This window comes from Flavobacterium sp. LMO8, assembly GCF_009495755.1.
Lineage (GTDB): Bacteria > Bacteroidota > Bacteroidia > Flavobacteriales > Flavobacteriaceae > Flavobacterium.
On record NZ_WIBJ01000006.1, the window covers coordinates 14,609 to 32,155 of the forward strand.

Below are 17,547 nucleotides of genomic sequence, written 5' to 3' on the forward strand. Positions count from 1 at the left end.
GACAAAGATAAAATTTTCAATTAACTTTGGTAAACTTATCGTTAATTAGTTGTAACTTTTTTATAACTTTTTACAATTCCGTTAGCAATAACAGTTGCTAAAATAATTAAAGCACCTACATAAAACAGAGGCGACATTTCTTCCCCATCTTTGAAAATTAGTAAGGCTAAAATGATTCCGTAAATAGGTTCTAAATTTATGGTTAACATTACTGTAAACGGACTTAAAAATTTCATCACTTTTACCGATGCTGAAAAGGCATAAGCTGTACAAATTGATGATAATAAAAATAACCATATTAAATCGTTTACAGAAAGCGCAAAGAAAGCAGGTGTAAAACTTCCTGCAAAAAACAAGTAAATACTTATGAAGAAAACACCGCTCGATAATTCGTAAAGTGAAATGATATTCGGATCGTATTCTTTAGCGTATTTACCATTAATAACTGAAAACAAAGCTGATAAAAATGCTGATGTTACGGCTAAGTAAATTCCGGTGGTATATTTGGTTTCTACATTGAAAATAATTCCTAATCCTACCACTACTATGATTCCAAAAAGCAACTCGTACCAAATAACTTTTCTCTTATAAAAAATAGGTTCTAAAATAGAAGCAAAAAAAGCACCTGTTGACAAACAGGCCAAGGTTATCGACACATTAGAAACTTTAATTGCTTGGTAAAACGTAAGCCAATGTGCAGCTATAATAATTCCGGAAACTATAAATCCAATTAAAACATTGAATGGAACTTTAATTTTTTCTTTATTGAAAAGCACTACAAAAGTCATAATTACCGATGCAAAAAGCATGCGATACCATACCAAATCTAAAGCTTCTAACGAAATTAATTTTCCAAGAATAGCGGTAAATCCCCAAATAAATACAATTACATGAAGATGTAAATAACTTTTTAAATTATCGTTTTGCATTGCGAAGTAAGTAGGCTGCTAAAATTCCAAAAACAATATTTGGAAACCATACAGCTAAAAACGGAGGAATACTCGATTTTTCAGCTAAAGTTCCGAAAACTTTATCGAAGAAGATAAAAGTAAAAGCGATAACAATTCCGATGGCTAGATTAATTCCCATTCCACCTCTACGCTTCATAGAAGAAACGGCAACTGCAATAATAGTTAGAATAAAAGCAGAAATTGGTAAACTAAATTTCTTGTAAAAAACTACCAAATAAGTATTGATATTTCCGTTTCCTCTAGCTCTTTCTTTATTAATAAACGAGTTTAATTGACCAATTGTCATCGTTTCAGCTACATAAATTACCGGTGTTAAATCATCCGGTTCAAAATTGTAAGCTACTGTTATTTTTTCGGAAGAAGTTAATTGGTCATTAGTTTCGCCAACAATTCTCTTATTATATCCGTACAACATATACTTTTTTGTCACTTCATTATAACGAATTCTATTAGCAGTAACTTTTTCAACCAATATATTATCTTGAAATTTTTCAAACGTAAAATTAAAACCTGTTTGCGATAAATAATTGTAATTACTTACGTAAATATTCTCTTCTATTTTACCTTCCTTTTTAATCTGCCTAAAAACATCTGTAGTTTCTCTGGTTTTAGAGTTGTTTTTTAAGTTTTCATATCTAAAATCATTAAATCCTTTACTTGCCTTTGGTACTAAAAAGAATCCCATTAACAAAGCGAAAACCGAAACAATTACAGCTCCATACATAAAAGGACGCAAGAATCGACCAAACGAAATTCCAGAACTCAAAATGGCAATAATTTCGGTATTGTTTGCTAATTTCGAGGTAAACCAAATAATCGATAAGAATAAAAAAATTGGAAATAATAAATTAGCAAAATACACGGTAAAATCACCATAATAAATTAAAATATCCTTTAACGGAATTTTCTTTTCGATCATTTTGTTTACTTTTTCCGAAACATCAATTGTAATTCCAATTGGAATAAACATAATCAACATAACCGAAAAAGTGACCAAATAGCGTTTTAAAATGTATTTATCTATTATTTTCATTGGCTGAATTTATAATCGTTGACTCATTTGAATCACCATTTTATCTTTCCATTCTCTAAATGTTCCTGCTATAATTTGTCTTCTTGCTTCGCGCACTAACCACATGTAAAAACCTAAATTATGAATGGTTGCAATTTGTTTTCCTAAGAATTCATCTGCTGCAAACAAGTGTCTAAGATATGCTTTTGAATATTCTGTATCTACCCAAGTGTGTCCCATTTCGTCAATTGGCGAAAAATCGGCTTCCCACTTTTTGTTTTTCATATTCATTGTTCCGTGAGCAGTGAATAACATTCCGTTTCTGGCGTTACGCGTTGGCATCACACAATCAAACATATCAATTCCTAACGCAATATTTTCTAAAATATTAATTGGCGTTCCCACACCCATTAAATATCTTGGTTTGTCTTCTGGAAGAATTGCCGTAACAATTTCGGTCATTGCGTACATTTCTTCAGCTGGTTCTCCTACTGAAAGTCCTCCAATAGCATTTCCTTGAGCGCCTGCATTTGCAATATATTCTGCCGATTGTTCTCTTAAATCTTTATAAGTACTTCCTTGAACAATAGGAAAAAACGTTTGTTCGTAACCGTATTTAAAAGGTAACTTTTCTAAATGATTGATACATCTGTCTAACCAACGGTGCGTCATATGCATCGAACGCTTTGCGTAACGATAATCGCACGGATATGGTGTACATTCGTCGAAAGCCATAATGATATCAGCACCAATGGTACGTTGAATTTCCATTACATTTTCCGGTGAAAAGAAATGATACGAACCATCAATATGAGATTTGAATTTTACTCCTTCTTCTTTAATTTTTCTATTCGAAGAAAGCGAATACACTTGATAGCCTCCAGAATCGGTCAAAATATTTCTATCCCAATTCATGAATTTATGTAAACCTCCAGCAGCTTCTAAAATTTTAGTTTGAGGTCTTAAATATAAATGATAAGTGTTTCCTAAAATAATATCTGGATTAATATCATCTCTTAGCTCGCGTTGGTGTACTCCTTTTACAGAAGCAACGGTTCCTACAGGCATAAAAATTGGGGTTTCAATAACACCATGATCGGTAGTTATTTTTCCAGCTCTGGCTTTACTTTTAGGGTCTTTGGTAATTAAATCAAACTTCATATTGTGCTTTTACGAACCGCAAAGATAATTTATTTTAGAATTTAGAAATTGGAATTTAGAATTATTTATGATTAACACTGATTATTAATAACTTCTAACAAAATGATTTGTACCACCAAAAAAATAAAATTACTTTTGCACCTAATTAACACATATATCTTTTATAATGTCTAACACACAACAACTACAAGATTTTACAACACAAGTTCGAAGAGATATTCTTCGTATGGTTCATGCCGTAAATTCAGGTCACCCAGGAGGTTCTTTGGGATGTGCTGAGTTTTTGGTTACCCTTTACCAAGACGTTATGAAACGTAACGAAGGTTTTGATATGAACGGAATTGGTGAAGATTTATTCTTCTTATCAAACGGACATATTTCTCCTGTTTTTTACAGTGTTTTAGCTAGAAGTGGATACTTTCCAGTAGCTGAATTAGCAACATTCAGAAAATTAAATTCAAGATTACAAGGTCACCCTACAACTCATGAAGGTTTACCTGGAATCAGAATGGCTTCGGGTTCATTAGGACAAGGAATGTCGGTTGCCATTGGAGCTGCACAAGCTAAGAAATTGAACAACGACAACCATTTGGTTTTTGCTCTTTTAGGTGATGGTGAATTACAAGAAGGACAAAACTGGGAAGCGATTATGTATGCTTCAGCTAAAAAAGTAGACAACTTAATTGCGACTATCGACTTAAACGGAAAACAAATCGACGGAACTACAGACGAAGTTTTAGCAATGGGAAGCGTAAAAGCGAAGTTTGAAGCATTTGATTGGATTGTATTAGAAATCAAAGAAGGAAACAACATCGACGCTATCAAAGCTGGTTTAGCTGATGCAAAATCAAAATCAGGTAACGGAAAACCGGTTTGTATTTTATTGCATACCGAAATGGGTAATGGTGTAGATTTTATGATGCACACACACGCTTGGCACGGAAAAGCGCCAAATGATGAGCAATTAGCAAAAGGTTTAGCACAAAATGTTGAAACTTTAGGAGACTATTAATTAGTGTTCAGTGTTCAGTTAAAAGTGTTCAGTTAAAAGTATTCCGTTGAATACAGTTAAATTTAAAAACAAATGAAAAAATATACCAACACAGGCAGTAAAGATACCCGTTCGGGATTTGGAGCTGGAATGACAGAATTAGGTCAAAAAAACGAAAACGTAGTAGCACTTTGTGCGGATTTAATTGGGTCATTAAAATTTGATGATTTCAAGAAAAACCACCCAGAGCGTTTCTTCCAAATTGGAATTGCAGAAGCCAACATGATTGGAATTGCAGCTGGATTAACTATTGGTGGAAAAATTCCTTTTACAGGAACTTTCGCTAACTTTTCTACTGGAAGAGTTTACGATCAAATTCGTCAATCAGTAGCGTATTCAGATAAAAATGTGAAAATTTGTGCCTCTCACGCAGGATTAACCCTTGGAGAAGATGGAGCAACTCACCAAATCTTAGAAGACATCGGTTTGATGAAAATGTTACCTGGAATGACCGTTATAAACACTTGTGATTACAACCAAACGAAAGCAGCAACTATTGCTTTAGCAGATCATCATGGACCAGCTTATTTACGTTTTGGTCGTCCAGTAGTGCCTAACTTTATGCCAGCTGACGAACCTTTCGTAATTGGAAAAGCCATTATGTTAAACGAAGGAACAGACGTTACGATTATTGCAACTGGACATTTAGTTTGGGAAGCATTAATTGCAGCAGAAGCGTTAGAAGCAAAAGGGATTTCGGCAGAAGTAATTAACATTCATACGATTAAACCATTAGATGAAGAAGCAATTTTAAAATCAGTGAAGAAAACAGGTTGTGTGGTTACAGCGGAAGAACATAATATAATTGGTGGTTTAGGAGAAAGTGTTTCTAGAACATTAGTTCAAAATCATTTGGTACCACAAGAATTTGTAGCGGTAAACGACAGCTTTGGAGAAAGTGGAACACCAGACCAATTAATGGAAAAATACAAATTAAACAATCAAGCGATTGTGGAAGCTGTAGAAAGAGTCATCAAAAGAAAATGATATTTTAATAAAAAAAAAATCTCGGTATTAACCGAGATTTTTTTTTTATTAAAATCTACAAAACGGATCTAAATGTTTCTTTTTACCATTGCCTCCTCCAGAACAAGTTGGAATATTAACAAAATCATAGTAAACTCCTGAACTAATTTCAATTTCATACTTTGTTAGTCTACCATCTCCATCATCATCTCCATCTAAATAGTCTGGTATATCATCACCATCAGTATCATCTGCTTCTAAATTAAAATTATCATCTTCAGCTCTATATTCATATTTTGAGAGTATTTCATCTCTATCATGGTCTCTATATCGCAAATTATACAACTTAAAATTAAAAATTAACGGAGAATATGAGGGTATATTTCCTGTAGCAGTATTAAAATAACCTAAACCAGAAGGTAAAAACATAACGCCTGCTCCATAATCATTAAATGTAATTGTGCCATCTGAGTTTACTACATTAGTCCCTGTTTTAAACTTTGGTATAATTTCTCCCCAGCCTCTAACAACATCTTCCAATGGAAACCAAACTGGAGTTATAGACTCATCAAATGTAATTGAAACATCAGAAATTAAATTCCCTTTGTAAGAAACAAAAGAAGAATCTACACGTGTTGGACTTTCGCCTATTCCCTCTCTTAAATTAAGATAGTATAACTTATAAGTAATATCATGAAAAGTAACTTCATAATTACGTATTAATTCAGGCATATCCCAAATTGCAGTCTGAGTTCCACCTTCAGGAATTTCAAAAAATTCAGTGTTATAATCCGAATCAATTGTAACATAATGAGTTTGAAGAAACTCTTCAATTTTAGGCAAATCTTCTAAATAAACCTCCTCATATGGTCTTGCAGGTGTAACTTGTGGTCCATTATCATCAGACGGACAAGCAAGAAAAGTAGTTGCAACTAATAACAAAAGTACTATTTTTAAAAGGCTTTTCATTTTTATTTAATTTATAGGGCGCAAGATACAATTTTCATTTATTTTTGTAGAAATATTAACATGGTTTTTTGAATTATATTATGCGAATAGATAAACTTTTATGGTGTTTACGGTATTATAAGACTCGAAGTATAGCTACTGAAGCTGTAAAAAAAGGGCATATAACCGTTAATGGTCAGGTGGCGAAGGCTTCAAGAGAAGTTTTTCCAACAGATAAAATTACACTTCGCAAAGACCAAATCAACTACAAATTAACCATTTTAGATATGCCTCAAAATCGCTTGGGTGCAAAATTGGTCGACATGTACCGAAAAGATGAAACTCCAAAAGAAGCTTTTGAACATCTAGAATTACTAAAATTGTCGAAAGAACATTACAGAGCCAACGGAACTGGAAGACCTACTAAAAAAGATAGAAGAGAAATCGACGATTATTTATGGGAAAGTGATGAAACCGATGATACCAATAAAACCGAATAAATGAATTACTGGGAAGAACGCTATAAAAAAGGAGAAACGGGTTGGGACGCAGGTCAAATTACTAGTCCAATAAAAGAATATATTGATCAATTGACCAATAAGAATCTAAAAATTCTAATTCCTGGAGCCGGAAATGGTTATGAATTTGACTATTTAATTAAAAAAGGGTTTCAAAATGTGTATGTTATTGATATTGCTGAAACGCCTTTAGAAAACATCAAAAAAAGAAAACCAGAGTTTGCTTCACATTTGATACATGCAGATTTCTTTACATTAGAAACTACTTTTGATTTAATCTTAGAGCAAACATTTTTTTGTGCTATACCACCCGAAATAAGACCTCAATATGTCGAAAAAATGGCAGAGCTTTTACTTCCGAAAGGAAAATTAGCAGGATTGCTTTTTGATTTTCCATTAACTACTGAAGGTCCGCCATTTGGAGGTTCAAAAGAAGAATATATCAACCGATTTACTCCAAAATTTGAAATTAAAAAACTAGAACGCTCATATAATTCTATAAAGCCACGAGAAAATAAAGAACTCTTTTTTATCTTTGAGGTCAAATAACAACAACACATGGAAAATATTATTTTAACGCACAAAGAAATTGCACACAAAACCAAACGAATTGCTTACCAAATCTTCGAAACTTTTGTTAATGAAGAAGAAGTTATTTTAGCTGGAATTGCTAACAACGGCTACCTATTTGCTCAAAAAATAGCAGCAGAATTAGCTTTGATTTCTGATTTAAAAGTGACGCTTTGTGAAGTTAAAATTAATAAACAAAATCCGCAATCTCCTGTAAATACCTCAATTACATCAGCCGAATATCAAAATAAAGCATTGGTTTTAATTGATGATGTATTAAGCACAGGCACTACACTAATTTATGGTGTAAAACACTTTTTAGAAGTACCATTAAGTAAATTTAAAACTGCAGTTTTAGTAGATAGAAACCATAAAAAATATCCTGTTAAAGCCGACTTTAAAGGAATTTCATTATCTACTTCTTTACAAGAACATATTCAAGTCGTTTTTGAAGAAAATAACTCGTACGCTTATTTAAGTTAATAAAGTTTCTATTTCATTTGCAATTTGCTCTACCGACTTATTATCAATTGTTACTATTTTAGTAGCTTGATGATAATAAAAGTTTCGGTCGAATAAATGCTTGTTGATAAAATCTTTCAAAGAAACCTCATCTTGATTGTGCAATAACGGACGCTTGTCTTTTTCGTTAATCAATCGATTAACCAAAGTATCCGTAGAAGCTTTTAAGTATATTGAAAAAATGTCATCTTGTTGCAACAATTCATGATTATTAAAGTAACAAGGTGCTCCTCCACCTAAACTCAAAACGAAATTTTCTTGCTTGTTTAGAAAATTTTTCAAGACTTCATTTTCTTTTTTTCTAAAGTAAATTTCTCCTTTGGTTTGAAACAATTCAGAAATAGAACTTTGAGTTACTTTTTCAATTTCTTCATCCAAATCATAGAAAGATAGTTGTAACTTTTTTGCTAAAAAATCACCAATTACCGACTTACCACAACCCATGTAACCTAACAATACTATTTTCATAAATAAATAATCCCTTAAAAATTAAAGGGTTAAGAAATTAATTTTAAAAAAAGACAAATTTATAATAAATTACCATTGCAAACTAAATAAATGTTTATATATTTGCACCCGCATTCAAGGAAATAAATGACTTGGTAGCTCAGTTGGTAGAGCACATCACTTTTAATGATGGGGTCCTGGGTTCGAGCCCCAGCCAGGTCACAAAAACAAAAAAACTTTTCTTGATTGCTACGACTTGGTAGCTCAGTTGGTAGAGCACATCACTTTTAATGATGGGGTCCTGGGTTCGAGCCCCAGCCAGGTCACAAAAACAAAAAAACTTTTCTTGATTGCTACGACTTGGTAGCTCAGTTGGTAGAGCACATCACTTTTAATGATGGGGTCCTGGGTTCGAGCCCCAGCCAGGTCACAAAAATCTAAAAGACGTTGCACTGCAACGTCTTTGTTGTTTTAAGGCCAAGTGGAGAAACGGTAGACTCGCCATCTTGAGGGGGTGGTGCTCGTAAGGGCGTGAGGGTTCAAATCCCTCCTTGGTCACTTTTAATCTTTGAATAATACGTTTAATGCCATTTTTTAAAGAAATTATACTTCCAAACAATACTTCTATTTATTTATGGAAAATAAATGAAGAGATTGCCGATTTAAAACAACATCTTCTTCTTACTGAAATTTCTACCAATCGATTGGTTAAAATGAAATCTGAAAGCCATATAAAAGGTTTTTTAGCCGTTAGAAAGCTATTAAAAGAAATCAGCTATACAGATTCTGATTTATATTATGATTCTTTTGGAAAACCACTTCTAAAGAACGGTAAAAACATATCGATTTCACACTCTCATGGATTTGCTTGTATAATTATTAGTGATAATAATGTTGGTATTGACATCGAATTAAAAAACGAAAAAATTCTGAAAAATATTTCGTTGCTTTTTAATGAAGATTTCATTCTGAATACTAAAGAAAATAAGGAAAGTGCAATTACACTAACCACTTTTGGTTGGGCAATAAAAGAAGCTTTATTTAAGTTAATTCCAGAAAATGATGTTAGTTTTAAAGAAAACATTTCAATACAACCTTTTCAAGTAAATGAAAATTCATGCATTGCGAATGTTGAGATTAATAACAAAAAAAATAGTTATACAATCCACCTTGAAACTATAGAAAACTATGTTTTAGCCTACGTAATTGAATAATAAAATTACTTTCTTAAATCTACAAAACGCGTTGGTTTTCTGTTCATCGGATTAAAGACAATTGGATTAAGAATCTCTTTAGAAACAAATTCAATTTTTGGTGTAACGCGCAATTTAGCTCTAAAATGATCTTTAACTTCAGTTAAGAACTCTTCTGTAGGCGAATTAACCGCTATTTTAATTACGATTTCATCCGTACCTAAATCATTGGTATAAATTTGAATTAAGTAGTTATCAATAGCTCCAAAATCATTCAATACGTCATTCATTGCTGGCGGATACAAAGTAGTGCCTTTGTATTTTATCATTTGTTGTTTTCTTCCCACAACTGGTCCAACACGAAGTGTATTTCTTCCACACGCACAAGAGTTTGTATGCAACTTAACAATATCACCTGTTTTAAAGCGAATTAAAGGCATTGCTTCAACGCCAATAGTAGTAATTGTAAGTTCGCCACTTTCTCCTTCTTTAACAGGCTTATTTTCGTCGTCTAAAACTTCAACAATAATCAATTCTGGATGATGATGACCTCCTACTCCATGCTCGCATTCTGTAAAAGCGGTGCTCATTTCGGTAGAAGCGTAGGTTGAGAAAAGTTTGATATTCCATTTGCTAGTAATTTTATCTGCCAAAATAGAATTTGAAAAATCTTGATTACGCAACGATTCTCCAATACAAATTGCGCCTTTAATTCCTAAATTATTATAATCGATTCCATGAGAATCTGCGTATTCAATAAGCTTTAGAAGAAATGATGGAACTGTAATTAAATACGTTGGCTTGTATTTTAAAATAGAATCCCATTGTAATTCTGGGATACCTGCTCCTACTCTAATTACTCCTACTTTCATTTTTCTAAGACCCAGAAAGTAGGCTAAACCAGCCATAAACCTTCTGTCCATTGTGGTCATGAGTTGCACAATGTCGCCTTCTTTTATTCCAGCACAATCAAACGAAATCGCTTCATTATAAGCTAATCTATCTAAATCGTTATCGGTTAATCCAAAAGTTACAGGATCACCTAAAGTTCCAGAAGTTGTTGCAAAATCAATTATTTTATGCGTTGGAACACACATAAAATCATCGTTATTTCGCTGTAAATCTTCCTTTGTAGTTGTTGGAATTAGTTGTAAATCTTCTAAAGTATTTATTTTAGAAATATCAATATTATGCTCTTGAAATAAATTTTGATAATAAACCGAATTTGCACTTACATATTGCAAAACTTCCTGCAATTTCAATTCTTGAAATGCTTTAATTTCAGCTGTTGTTTGTTTTTCAATATGTGGTATCATTTCAGTTTCTTTATTGATTTTTTTAAATATTTTTCAACCTGAACTTTACTTGTTAAGGTCGTTATTTCGCAGTGTAAAGCCTTTTCAAATTGGGTTTTAGCTTGAGCGAAATCTTTATTGTTGTAAAAGTATAAACCTGCTTTGTAATAAACTATCCAAAAATACGGATTTAAATACTGATATTCCTTAATTTGATTTGAATCGATGCTTTTCTTTTCATTTAAAGCTGAATCCATTTTGGCATCTTCAATTCTAAATTGCTCGTATTTTTTGTATTCTTCTGTTTCCAAAAATGGGTCTTTTGCTATTGATAAATCAGCGCGTTCAAATGATTCGAAGCTATTTTTATCTCTAGTTTCATTAAAAATTTGATTTAAATCATAACAAACAAATTTGCCTAATTGATAAGGATTTGCTGATACCCAAACCAACAATTCTTTTGGTTTAAAGATAATTCCATGATGCGCTAATAACTGATTGAGCGCTTTTTCATTTCCGTATCCAATTTCTTTATCGTTTAAGCCTTTAGTGTTTCTTAAAATTTCTGCAGCAATTGTTGGATTTATTTTTGGATTATTATCGAATAATTCCGTCATTTTATCAAATCTGTATTTAGAATGACTGCCTCTAATTTGGTCTTTATTTCGTTTATCATTTTTTAATTCTTCACTTTGAAAATGATTAGAACAAATAATTTGATTGCTATTTGGCACATCAAAAACTCCAAAATTATTAGGCGAAACTTCAATAAGAATTGCTTTGTTATCAGCTGCGCTTCCCACCATAATGGATTCAGAAACAAAAACCTTTCGTTTTTTAGCAATGGCAATGGCTTCATCAATTGAAGAAGCGTATTGTAAAATTTCTCGAGCTAAAACCGATATTGGTGTTTTTGCAATAAAAGGAATTTTTGATTTTCCTGCATTTATAGTAATCGTTAATCCTTTTGTATTCATTCCTGAAACGGCTCCTGTCATTCCTGCCCAAGTGTATATCATAAACGGATTTCCCTGAGTGGGTTTTATAAAAGCAATTACTTTGTCTTTGGCAAAATCATCTCCGGCATAGAAATCGAAATTTCTTCCTAAAATTAAATTTCCATCTTCTGATTTTGAATCCCAAGCGGCAAAAGAAGAACAACCTACTAATGCTAAATCTTGCAAAGCGTGACCAATATCGTGTGCGCCATGCAAATACAAACTACGCAAATATGCGGGCGCAATAGCATCAAAATCTTTTGAAGAATATCTTGAATAGCCGTAAATTTCTGTTTTGTATTCTTCAGGAATGTTTAGATATAACTTTCGATTGTACCATTTTAAAAAGAAACGCAGGAATTTTTGTTTGGATTCTGATGGAACTAAATCTTTGATTTTTGAGAAGAAAATAGTTTCTTGCTTTTTTAATAAAGAATCGGTTAATGCTCCAGAAATTAATCCAACTTGCAATGGGTCGCCTTCAACATATAGTTCCCAAAGTTGGTGTTTGTTTTTAAGTAACGAATTGTTTCCAGATACAAATAATGTAGCTGCTTTTTTATCTACAACCGGAATTGTTTGATCATATCCAGCAGTAATTGGTTGATGTTTTAATGATTTTGAAATTCCACAGGAAACCATCAATAAAAAAACAACCGCTGAATAAAAAAGAAAAGCAATTCTACTCTTCATAATGCTTACTTCGTTTCTTGATTTATTTTGTCTACCAAATATTCTTTTCCAACAATTTCCGAACAAGTTAAAACAGCTCCAATTGTAACGCCCAAAACACCATGCATATTAATACTTTGACCTGTTAGATATAAATTGTCTAATTTGGTTTTAGGTGCAATAAAAGTTAACATTGGATTATTACAATCTTTAACGTAACCATACATATTTCCACTATTTCCACCAATGTAATCTCTGTAAGAAAGTGGTGTAGAAGTATGAATAGATTGAATACAACTTCTAATATTTGGAAATTTAATTTCAATTTCGTTTAGAAATTTTTCGGTTTTTTGTGCTTTAAATTCTTCGTAGCTTATTCCTCTATCGCTTTTTTCTGAAGTTGTATTAAAGGTTTCCTCCCATTCTTTTACATCTTCATATTTCATGTAAGTAATAAAAGTCATTCCTTCTGCCCAATCACCATTTTTACCTGAATAGTTCATTGAAGCCATATAGGCTTTTGGCCATGAATTTTCATCATATTCGTATGCGATCCAAACGTCATTCGAATTTTTAAAATGATAATAGTTATAATTCAAATATTTGAACGTATTGGGTTTAAAAACAATATATAAACTAAAGGCCGAAATAACACTTTCTAATTTATCAATTCGCTCATAATAAGATTTTCTAAAATGAGACAAACCAACCATTTTTAGAGTTGCTTTTGGATCGATATTAGAGATAAATAAATCAGCTTTAATAACCTCATTTTTTTTTGTTACTACTGATACTACTTTATTATCTTCAACTTCAAATTTCGCAACATCTTTGTATTTGTAGATTTCTCCACCATACTTTTTTAATTGCTTGATTAATTGTTTGGTAATTTGACTACCACCATTAACACAACGCCACGAACTTTGTATGTATGAATTTACAGATAACGCATGCACGTAAAAAGGAGATTTATCAGGAATTCCCGCATATAAAAAATTAGTTCCGGCTAAAACGGCTTGTAATTTTTCGTTATTAGTAATTTCTGCAATGCAGTCTTTGGCATTTAATGCTAATATTTCACTTTGATATTTACCTTCTGCATTTAGATTATAAAGTGGAAAAGTATCGCAAACATCAACTACGAATTTGCAATATTTTTCTAAAGCTTCTTTTTCATCAGGAAAACCTTTAAGCAATTGATTTACAAAATTTTCATAGCCTTGTGCATGCGGAAACTCTTCATTTGTATCTTCAAAAGAAATAACATCAAATGCATCTTCATCCATTTTATGCAATCGTAATTCATCCATTATGCCTAAATACTTGAAGTATCGGTGTAAATTTTGACCTTCAGACAAACCGCCTATGTAATGAATTCCGGTATCAAAAATGGTTTTATCGCGCACAAAAGTTTGCAAATTTCCTCCAAATTGATTGTTTTTTTCTAAGACACAAACTTTGTATCCTTCTTTTGCTAAGATAATAGAAGAAACTAATCCGCCTAATCCACTTCCAACAATTACTATATCGTATTTATCTTTCACTTATCTTATTTTTTTAAAACAATAATTTTATCATCGTTTGAACTAATTTTAAAACCAGTTTGTTCAAATTTATGCAATAATATAGAACAATTGAACAAAATTACAGTTTGAAAATTATTTACGTTATTCAGAATATCTTCAAAATTAAAATCTGGATTAGAAATTAATAAAACATCATTCTTCTTATCATCAATTTCTAAAGTATCAACATAGTTGATATTGTATTTTTTTATCAAATAATTTGAACTTGCAATTTCTCTTTTTTCTATGTCTGAAATAAAAGAATTCACTTTTCTTTTAGGCTCTTGCATGCTTAATAGAAAATCTATTTGACCATAATCTGAAGCTAAATGAACTATTTTTGCTTCTGGATTAATTAAAGAATTTAGCTTGTAATAATTGCTTTTATTCGCTGAAAAATCTGATTTTACTTCCGAAATAATTTCACTTTCTTTATATAAGAAACTTAGGAACAATTTATTTTCAAAATAATTCTCATCTTCTAAATCTGAACGTAATTTATTGAATTCGGTTCTAAAATATTTATTGATAGATTTTGTTCGTTGCGAATAATTTTCACCGAAAGATGTGTCATCTGCTTTTATTCTTTTATCAATTACAACGGTTATGCTTTCATCGTAAATAATATGATCGCCTTTTGGTAAAGTTTCAGAATTTCCGTGAATGTAAACAGGTAAAACATCAATATTAAAATGTTCAGCTAAATAGAACGCTCCTTTATAAAAACGTCCAATTTCATTTGTATTAGAACGCGTTCCTTCTGGGAAAATCATTAACGAATAGCCTTTTTCAATTTTATCTCGAAGATGCTCTACACTTCCTTCAATTCCTTGCGAAGCTGGATAATAACCTGCTAGTTTTACAACTCTACCAAATATTGGTGAATTATAAACCCAATCATTTACTAAATAAATCATTTTTGGCGTTATCATTCCAACTGCCAAAATATCTAAAAATGAAGTATGATTTGAGATGATAACCGCTGGTTTACTAAAATCTTCTTTATAATTATTTATAATTTTTTTCTTCGCAAAAGGATTAGAATACAACACCGATTTCATGAAATTAGATATAATAATTCTAAACCACATCATTTTCTTTTCTTTATTAACAGGAATTAAGAAGAGAATAATTTTCCCAATTAACGAAAAAAACAATCCACCTAAACCATAATATAAAAACGATAAAGTGGAATGAACAAATAATCGCAACGATATAGGTGATTTCCCTTTTTTTACTCGATTAAAGAAACAAATGCGGAATAATATTGGATAGAAAATAAACGTAATTAATAACGCAGCAAAAACACCAATTAATGAAACTGATGAAATTGATTTTAAAGCAGGATGTTTTGCAAAAACCAAAGCTCCAATAGCCAAAATAGTCGTTAAAGCAGCTAAAATAATAGAAGTTCTATACGTTGGCATTTCGTTTTTACCTGTTGTATATTCTTTTTGTAAAGCACTAGTCATGAAAATACTAAAATCGACACCATGACCAAAAATTAGCGTACAAACGATTGTACTAAAAATGTTCAACTGAATTTCAAAAAACCACATTACACCTGCGGTTACAACACCTGTTAATACAATTGGAATGGTGCTTACTATAACTAATTCTGCTCTTCTAAAAAACACAAAAAGAATTAAAACAACGGCAATAAAAGAATAGTTTACTAATGAATTAAAATCGTCTCGAAGTTTTCCTAAAAACGTTTCATTCATTTGTTGTCTATCAATTGCTAAAACATTGGATTTACTATCAATATAATTCACAAATGTATCGCGTTGATTGTCTGAAACTTTTGCAACTGAAGTTATAGTATAAAATCCGTTTTTAGAAGCAACGAATTCATCTAAAAAAAGTGCATTTAATTGTTTGTAATCGTCAAAACTTAATACTTCAAATTTTTGATTTAACAAATCGTAAAAACCTTGATGCATTGTGGGTTTAAAACCAATTGAATTTCCGTTAGAAACAAGTGCATTTTGAACAAATTGCTTTTTATTTTCTGTCCAGAAAGTATTCCACAAATGTAGTTTTTCAGCTTGAGCTTCTTTTGATAATACAATTCCGCCAATAGAACTAAAGTTGATTATTTTATTCTCTGATTTTTCAGTCGAAAGTTTGTCAAAAAGTTTGCTATTGTTTTGGATAGCTTCTTCAATAGAATTTCCGTAAGCCGCCAAATAAATAGATTTTGAAGTTAGATTGGTTCTTTTTTCAAGCTTTTCTTCTGTTTTCTTAATTTCATCTGGAATAAAATTTAATTCGGATAAATTGTTGTTGAAAGAAACTTTTCCAAACGTAAAAAACGAAATGATAATTACAATAGTAGTTACACCAATTAAAATCTTATTGTTTTCAAACGAAAAAGCAGCCAATTTATCGAGTACATTTTCCTTTGGAATTGTATTGTTTTTAGGTTTATACAAATGCGGAATTAGCAAAAGAGAGAAAAAAGCGGATACAACAACACTAATTGCTGCAAAAATTCCTAAATCTTTTAATGCTTCTGAATTTACAAAAAGCAAACATAAAAATGCCACAGCTGTAGTTGTACTACTCATTACTAATGGCATTGTAATATCTTTATAAACGGTTTTTAAATCGTTATTATTCTTATAATGCGTGAGAATGTGAAGCGAATAATCGATTGTAACTCCTAACAAAACAGCTCCAACACTTAATGAAATTGCAGAAATAGTTCCTCTAATAAAATACAAACAAGCAATAGCAGTAACTACTCCAAAAATGGTTGGAATAAAAATAATAACCGGAATGAGTAATTTTCGATAAAAGACAATTAAAATAAGCATTAAAGTTCCTAATGAAGCTAAAATGGTAGTCAAAATATCGGTTTTTATTTGTTTGGCATTTGCAACTGCAATGAACGAAGAACCAAAATAGTCTAAAGTAACTTTGCCTCTATTTACTTCATTGAATTTTGATTTAATTTGGTTTAATTCATCGACAAATAGTGTGTTTTTTTCTGTTTCACTACCGCTTAATTTTGGGTTAATAAATAATAAAAGTGTTGATTCGTCTTTAGTAATTATGAATCCGTCTTTTAAAATAAAATCATCGCCAATGCTTAATTGCTGAAGTTTTTTTAGTGCGATGAACGAAATTCCCAAAGGATCGTTCACGATGAAATCTTTTGCAATTATTCCAGTTGGAGAAATTAAAGTTCTGTAATTGCTTTCAACTTGTTTGGAAATGCTATCATTGGTTAACTTTTTATCTAAAGTTGCATAATCGTTTTCATCTAAAAAGTAAGGCAAGTTTTGGTAAACAAAATCAAAAGTTTGCTGAATATTTTCATCGTCAACCTTTCCTTGAATATTTTTTATGTAAGGTTCGCACGTGTGTAAACTATCAATAAAATCAGTAGCGGTTTGCGTTAAATCATCAATTGAGCCATTTTTATCTTTTTCGATAATAACAGTAATTTTATCCGAAAAATTTAATTGTTTTAAAACTTTTGTCGCAACATCTACGTTTTCGTTTTTTGGAATAATTCGGGTAATATCCTCTTCAAATCTAATTTTTGAAGCAAAAAAACCAAACACTATTAAAAACAAAAATGCAGTTGCTAATGAGAGCAATCTATTATTATGAACAAAATAATGAACCCTAATAAAAAACTTATGCATTT

Annotated in this window: 15 protein-coding genes and 4 tRNA genes; 10 read left to right on the forward strand and 9 right to left on the reverse strand. The window is 31.3% G+C overall.

Going from position 1 to position 17,547, the window contains the following annotated elements; all coding sequences use genetic code 11:
* Positions 1-41: 41 nt before the first annotated feature.
* The 3 genes from GFJ94_RS00415 to tgt are packed head-to-tail and all read right to left on the reverse strand — an operon-like array spanning position 42 to position 3,144.
* Positions 42-929 (reverse strand): DMT family transporter, encoded by an 888-nt coding sequence (locus tag GFJ94_RS00415; protein ID WP_153199327.1) that lies wholly within the window; start codon positions 927-929, stop codon positions 42-44.
* Positions 916-2,004 (reverse strand): LptF/LptG family permease, encoded by a 1,089-nt coding sequence (locus tag GFJ94_RS00420; protein WP_153199329.1) that lies wholly within the window; start codon positions 2,002-2,004, stop codon positions 916-918. Before GFJ94_RS00420 ends, GFJ94_RS00415 begins: the two co-directional genes overlap by 14 nt.
* A gap of 9 nt (positions 2,005-2,013) precedes the next feature.
* Complete coding sequence (gene tgt / locus GFJ94_RS00425) at positions 2,014-3,144, reverse strand: tRNA guanosine(34) transglycosylase Tgt (protein WP_133610747.1); 1,131 nt, start codon at positions 3,142-3,144, stop codon at positions 2,014-2,016.
* 166 nt (positions 3,145-3,310) lie between these two features.
* Between tgt and GFJ94_RS00430 the strand changes: the two genes are divergently transcribed.
* A complete protein-coding gene (locus tag GFJ94_RS00430) occupies positions 3,311-4,156 on the forward strand; it encodes a transketolase (protein WP_153199331.1) in 846 nt (281 codons plus the stop codon).
* Positions 4,157-4,228: 72 nt separating this feature from the next.
* Positions 4,229-5,182 carry a transketolase family protein gene (locus GFJ94_RS00435; protein ID WP_153199333.1) on the forward strand — a complete coding sequence of 318 codons (954 nt, stop codon included), beginning with the start codon at positions 4,229-4,231 and terminating at the stop codon, positions 5,180-5,182.
* A gap of 48 nt (positions 5,183-5,230) precedes the next feature.
* Here the strand turns inward: GFJ94_RS00435 and GFJ94_RS00440 are convergent, their stop codons facing one another.
* Positions 5,231-6,130, reverse strand: coding sequence for an FKBP-type peptidyl-prolyl cis-trans isomerase (locus tag GFJ94_RS00440; RefSeq protein WP_153199335.1), 900 nt, complete (start codon positions 6,128-6,130; stop codon positions 5,231-5,233).
* Positions 6,131-6,210: 80 nt separating this feature from the next.
* Between GFJ94_RS00440 and GFJ94_RS00445 the strand changes: the two genes are divergently transcribed.
* From GFJ94_RS00445 to GFJ94_RS00455, 3 genes are read left to right on the forward strand one after another with little or no spacing between them, the layout of a single operon-like run.
* A complete protein-coding gene (locus GFJ94_RS00445) occupies positions 6,211-6,609 on the forward strand; it encodes an RNA-binding S4 domain-containing protein (protein ID WP_153199337.1) in 399 nt (132 codons plus the stop codon).
* Entirely contained in the window at positions 6,610-7,176 is a 567-nt protein-coding gene (locus GFJ94_RS00450; RefSeq protein WP_153199339.1) for a methyltransferase domain-containing protein, read from the forward strand.
* A 9-nt stretch (positions 7,177-7,185) separates the two neighbouring features.
* The gene (locus tag GFJ94_RS00455) at positions 7,186-7,680 is read left to right on the forward strand and encodes a phosphoribosyltransferase family protein (RefSeq protein ID WP_153199341.1); all 495 of its coding nucleotides are present in this window, start codon (positions 7,186-7,188) and stop codon (positions 7,678-7,680) included.
* On the opposite strand, the gene GFJ94_RS00460 is transcribed toward GFJ94_RS00455, so the two are convergent.
* Complete coding sequence (locus tag GFJ94_RS00460; RefSeq protein ID WP_153199342.1) at positions 7,672-8,187, reverse strand: shikimate kinase; 516 nt, start codon at positions 8,185-8,187, stop codon at positions 7,672-7,674. The two genes, GFJ94_RS00455 and GFJ94_RS00460, sit on opposite strands and share 9 nt — an antisense overlap.
* 128 nt (positions 8,188-8,315) lie before the next feature.
* Here GFJ94_RS00460 and GFJ94_RS00465 point away from each other — a divergent pair.
* The 5 genes from GFJ94_RS00465 to GFJ94_RS00485 all read left to right on the forward strand — a co-directional run bounded on the left by GFJ94_RS00465 (position 8,316) and on the right by GFJ94_RS00485 (position 9,380).
* A tRNA-Lys gene (locus GFJ94_RS00465) sits at positions 8,316-8,388 on the forward strand.
* A gap of 31 nt (positions 8,389-8,419) precedes the next feature.
* Positions 8,420-8,492: transfer RNA gene (locus tag GFJ94_RS00470), tRNA-Lys, on the forward strand.
* Between the two features lie 31 nt (positions 8,493-8,523).
* Positions 8,524-8,596 (forward strand) — tRNA-Lys (locus GFJ94_RS00475).
* A 45-nt stretch (positions 8,597-8,641) separates the two neighbouring features.
* A tRNA-Leu gene (locus tag GFJ94_RS00480) sits at positions 8,642-8,724 on the forward strand.
* Positions 8,725-8,750: 26 nt separating this feature from the next.
* Positions 8,751-9,380, forward strand: coding sequence for a 4'-phosphopantetheinyl transferase superfamily protein (locus GFJ94_RS00485; protein ID WP_153199344.1), 630 nt, complete (start codon positions 8,751-8,753; stop codon positions 9,378-9,380).
* Positions 9,381-9,385: 5 nt separating this feature from the next.
* Here the strand turns inward: GFJ94_RS00485 and GFJ94_RS00490 are convergent, their stop codons facing one another.
* From GFJ94_RS00490 to GFJ94_RS00505, 4 genes are read right to left on the reverse strand one after another with little or no spacing between them, the layout of a single operon-like run.
* On the reverse strand, positions 9,386-10,675 hold the full coding sequence (locus GFJ94_RS00490; RefSeq protein WP_153199346.1) for a phenylacetate--CoA ligase family protein: 1,290 nt from the start codon (positions 10,673-10,675) through the stop codon (positions 9,386-9,388).
* Entirely contained in the window at positions 10,672-12,345 is a 1,674-nt protein-coding gene (locus GFJ94_RS00495) for a C45 family peptidase (RefSeq protein ID WP_153199348.1), read from the reverse strand. The genes GFJ94_RS00490 and GFJ94_RS00495 overlap by 4 nt, the downstream gene beginning before the upstream one ends.
* A gap of 5 nt (positions 12,346-12,350) precedes the next feature.
* Entirely contained in the window at positions 12,351-13,868 is a 1,518-nt protein-coding gene (locus GFJ94_RS00500; RefSeq protein WP_162523758.1) for an NAD(P)/FAD-dependent oxidoreductase, read from the reverse strand.
* 5 nt (positions 13,869-13,873) lie between these two features.
* Positions 13,874-17,545: a 1-acyl-sn-glycerol-3-phosphate acyltransferase gene (locus GFJ94_RS00505; RefSeq protein ID WP_153199350.1), complete on the reverse strand. Its 3,672-nt coding sequence runs from the start codon at positions 17,543-17,545 to the stop codon at positions 13,874-13,876.
* Between the last annotated feature and the right edge of the window lie 2 nt (positions 17,546-17,547).

Bases quoted from the DNA above. Each gene is read 5' to 3' on its own strand.
- GFJ94_RS00455 (WP_153199341.1), top strand. From the start codon at position 7,186: ATGGAAAATATTATTTTAACGCACAAAGAAATTGCACACAAAACCAAA.
- GFJ94_RS00440 (WP_153199335.1), bottom strand. From the start codon at position 6,130: ATGAAAAGCCTTTTAAAAATAGTACTTTTGTTATTAGTTGCAACTACT.
- GFJ94_RS00445 (WP_153199337.1), top strand. From the start codon at position 6,211: ATGCGAATAGATAAACTTTTATGGTGTTTACGGTATTATAAGACTCGA.
- GFJ94_RS00435 (WP_153199333.1), top strand. From the start codon at position 4,229: ATGAAAAAATATACCAACACAGGCAGTAAAGATACCCGTTCGGGATTT.
- GFJ94_RS00505 (WP_153199350.1), bottom strand. From the start codon at position 17,545: ATGCATAAGTTTTTTATTAGGGTTCATTATTTTGTTCATAATAATAGA.
- tgt (WP_133610747.1), bottom strand. From the start codon at position 3,144: ATGAAGTTTGATTTAATTACCAAAGACCCTAAAAGTAAAGCCAGAGCT.
- GFJ94_RS00490 (WP_153199346.1), bottom strand. From the start codon at position 10,675: ATGATACCACATATTGAAAAACAAACAACAGCTGAAATTAAAGCATTT.
- GFJ94_RS00450 (WP_153199339.1), top strand. From the start codon at position 6,610: ATGAATTACTGGGAAGAACGCTATAAAAAAGGAGAAACGGGTTGGGAC.
- GFJ94_RS00420 (WP_153199329.1), bottom strand. From the start codon at position 2,004: ATGAAAATAATAGATAAATACATTTTAAAACGCTATTTGGTCACTTTT.
- GFJ94_RS00495 (WP_153199348.1), bottom strand. From the start codon at position 12,345: ATGAAGAGTAGAATTGCTTTTCTTTTTTATTCAGCGGTTGTTTTTTTA.
- GFJ94_RS00415 (WP_153199327.1), bottom strand. From the start codon at position 929: ATGCAAAACGATAATTTAAAAAGTTATTTACATCTTCATGTAATTGTA.
- GFJ94_RS00485 (WP_153199344.1), top strand. From the start codon at position 8,751: ATGCCATTTTTTAAAGAAATTATACTTCCAAACAATACTTCTATTTAT.
- GFJ94_RS00430 (WP_153199331.1), top strand. From the start codon at position 3,311: ATGTCTAACACACAACAACTACAAGATTTTACAACACAAGTTCGAAGA.
- GFJ94_RS00460 (WP_153199342.1), bottom strand. From the start codon at position 8,187: ATGAAAATAGTATTGTTAGGTTACATGGGTTGTGGTAAGTCGGTAATT.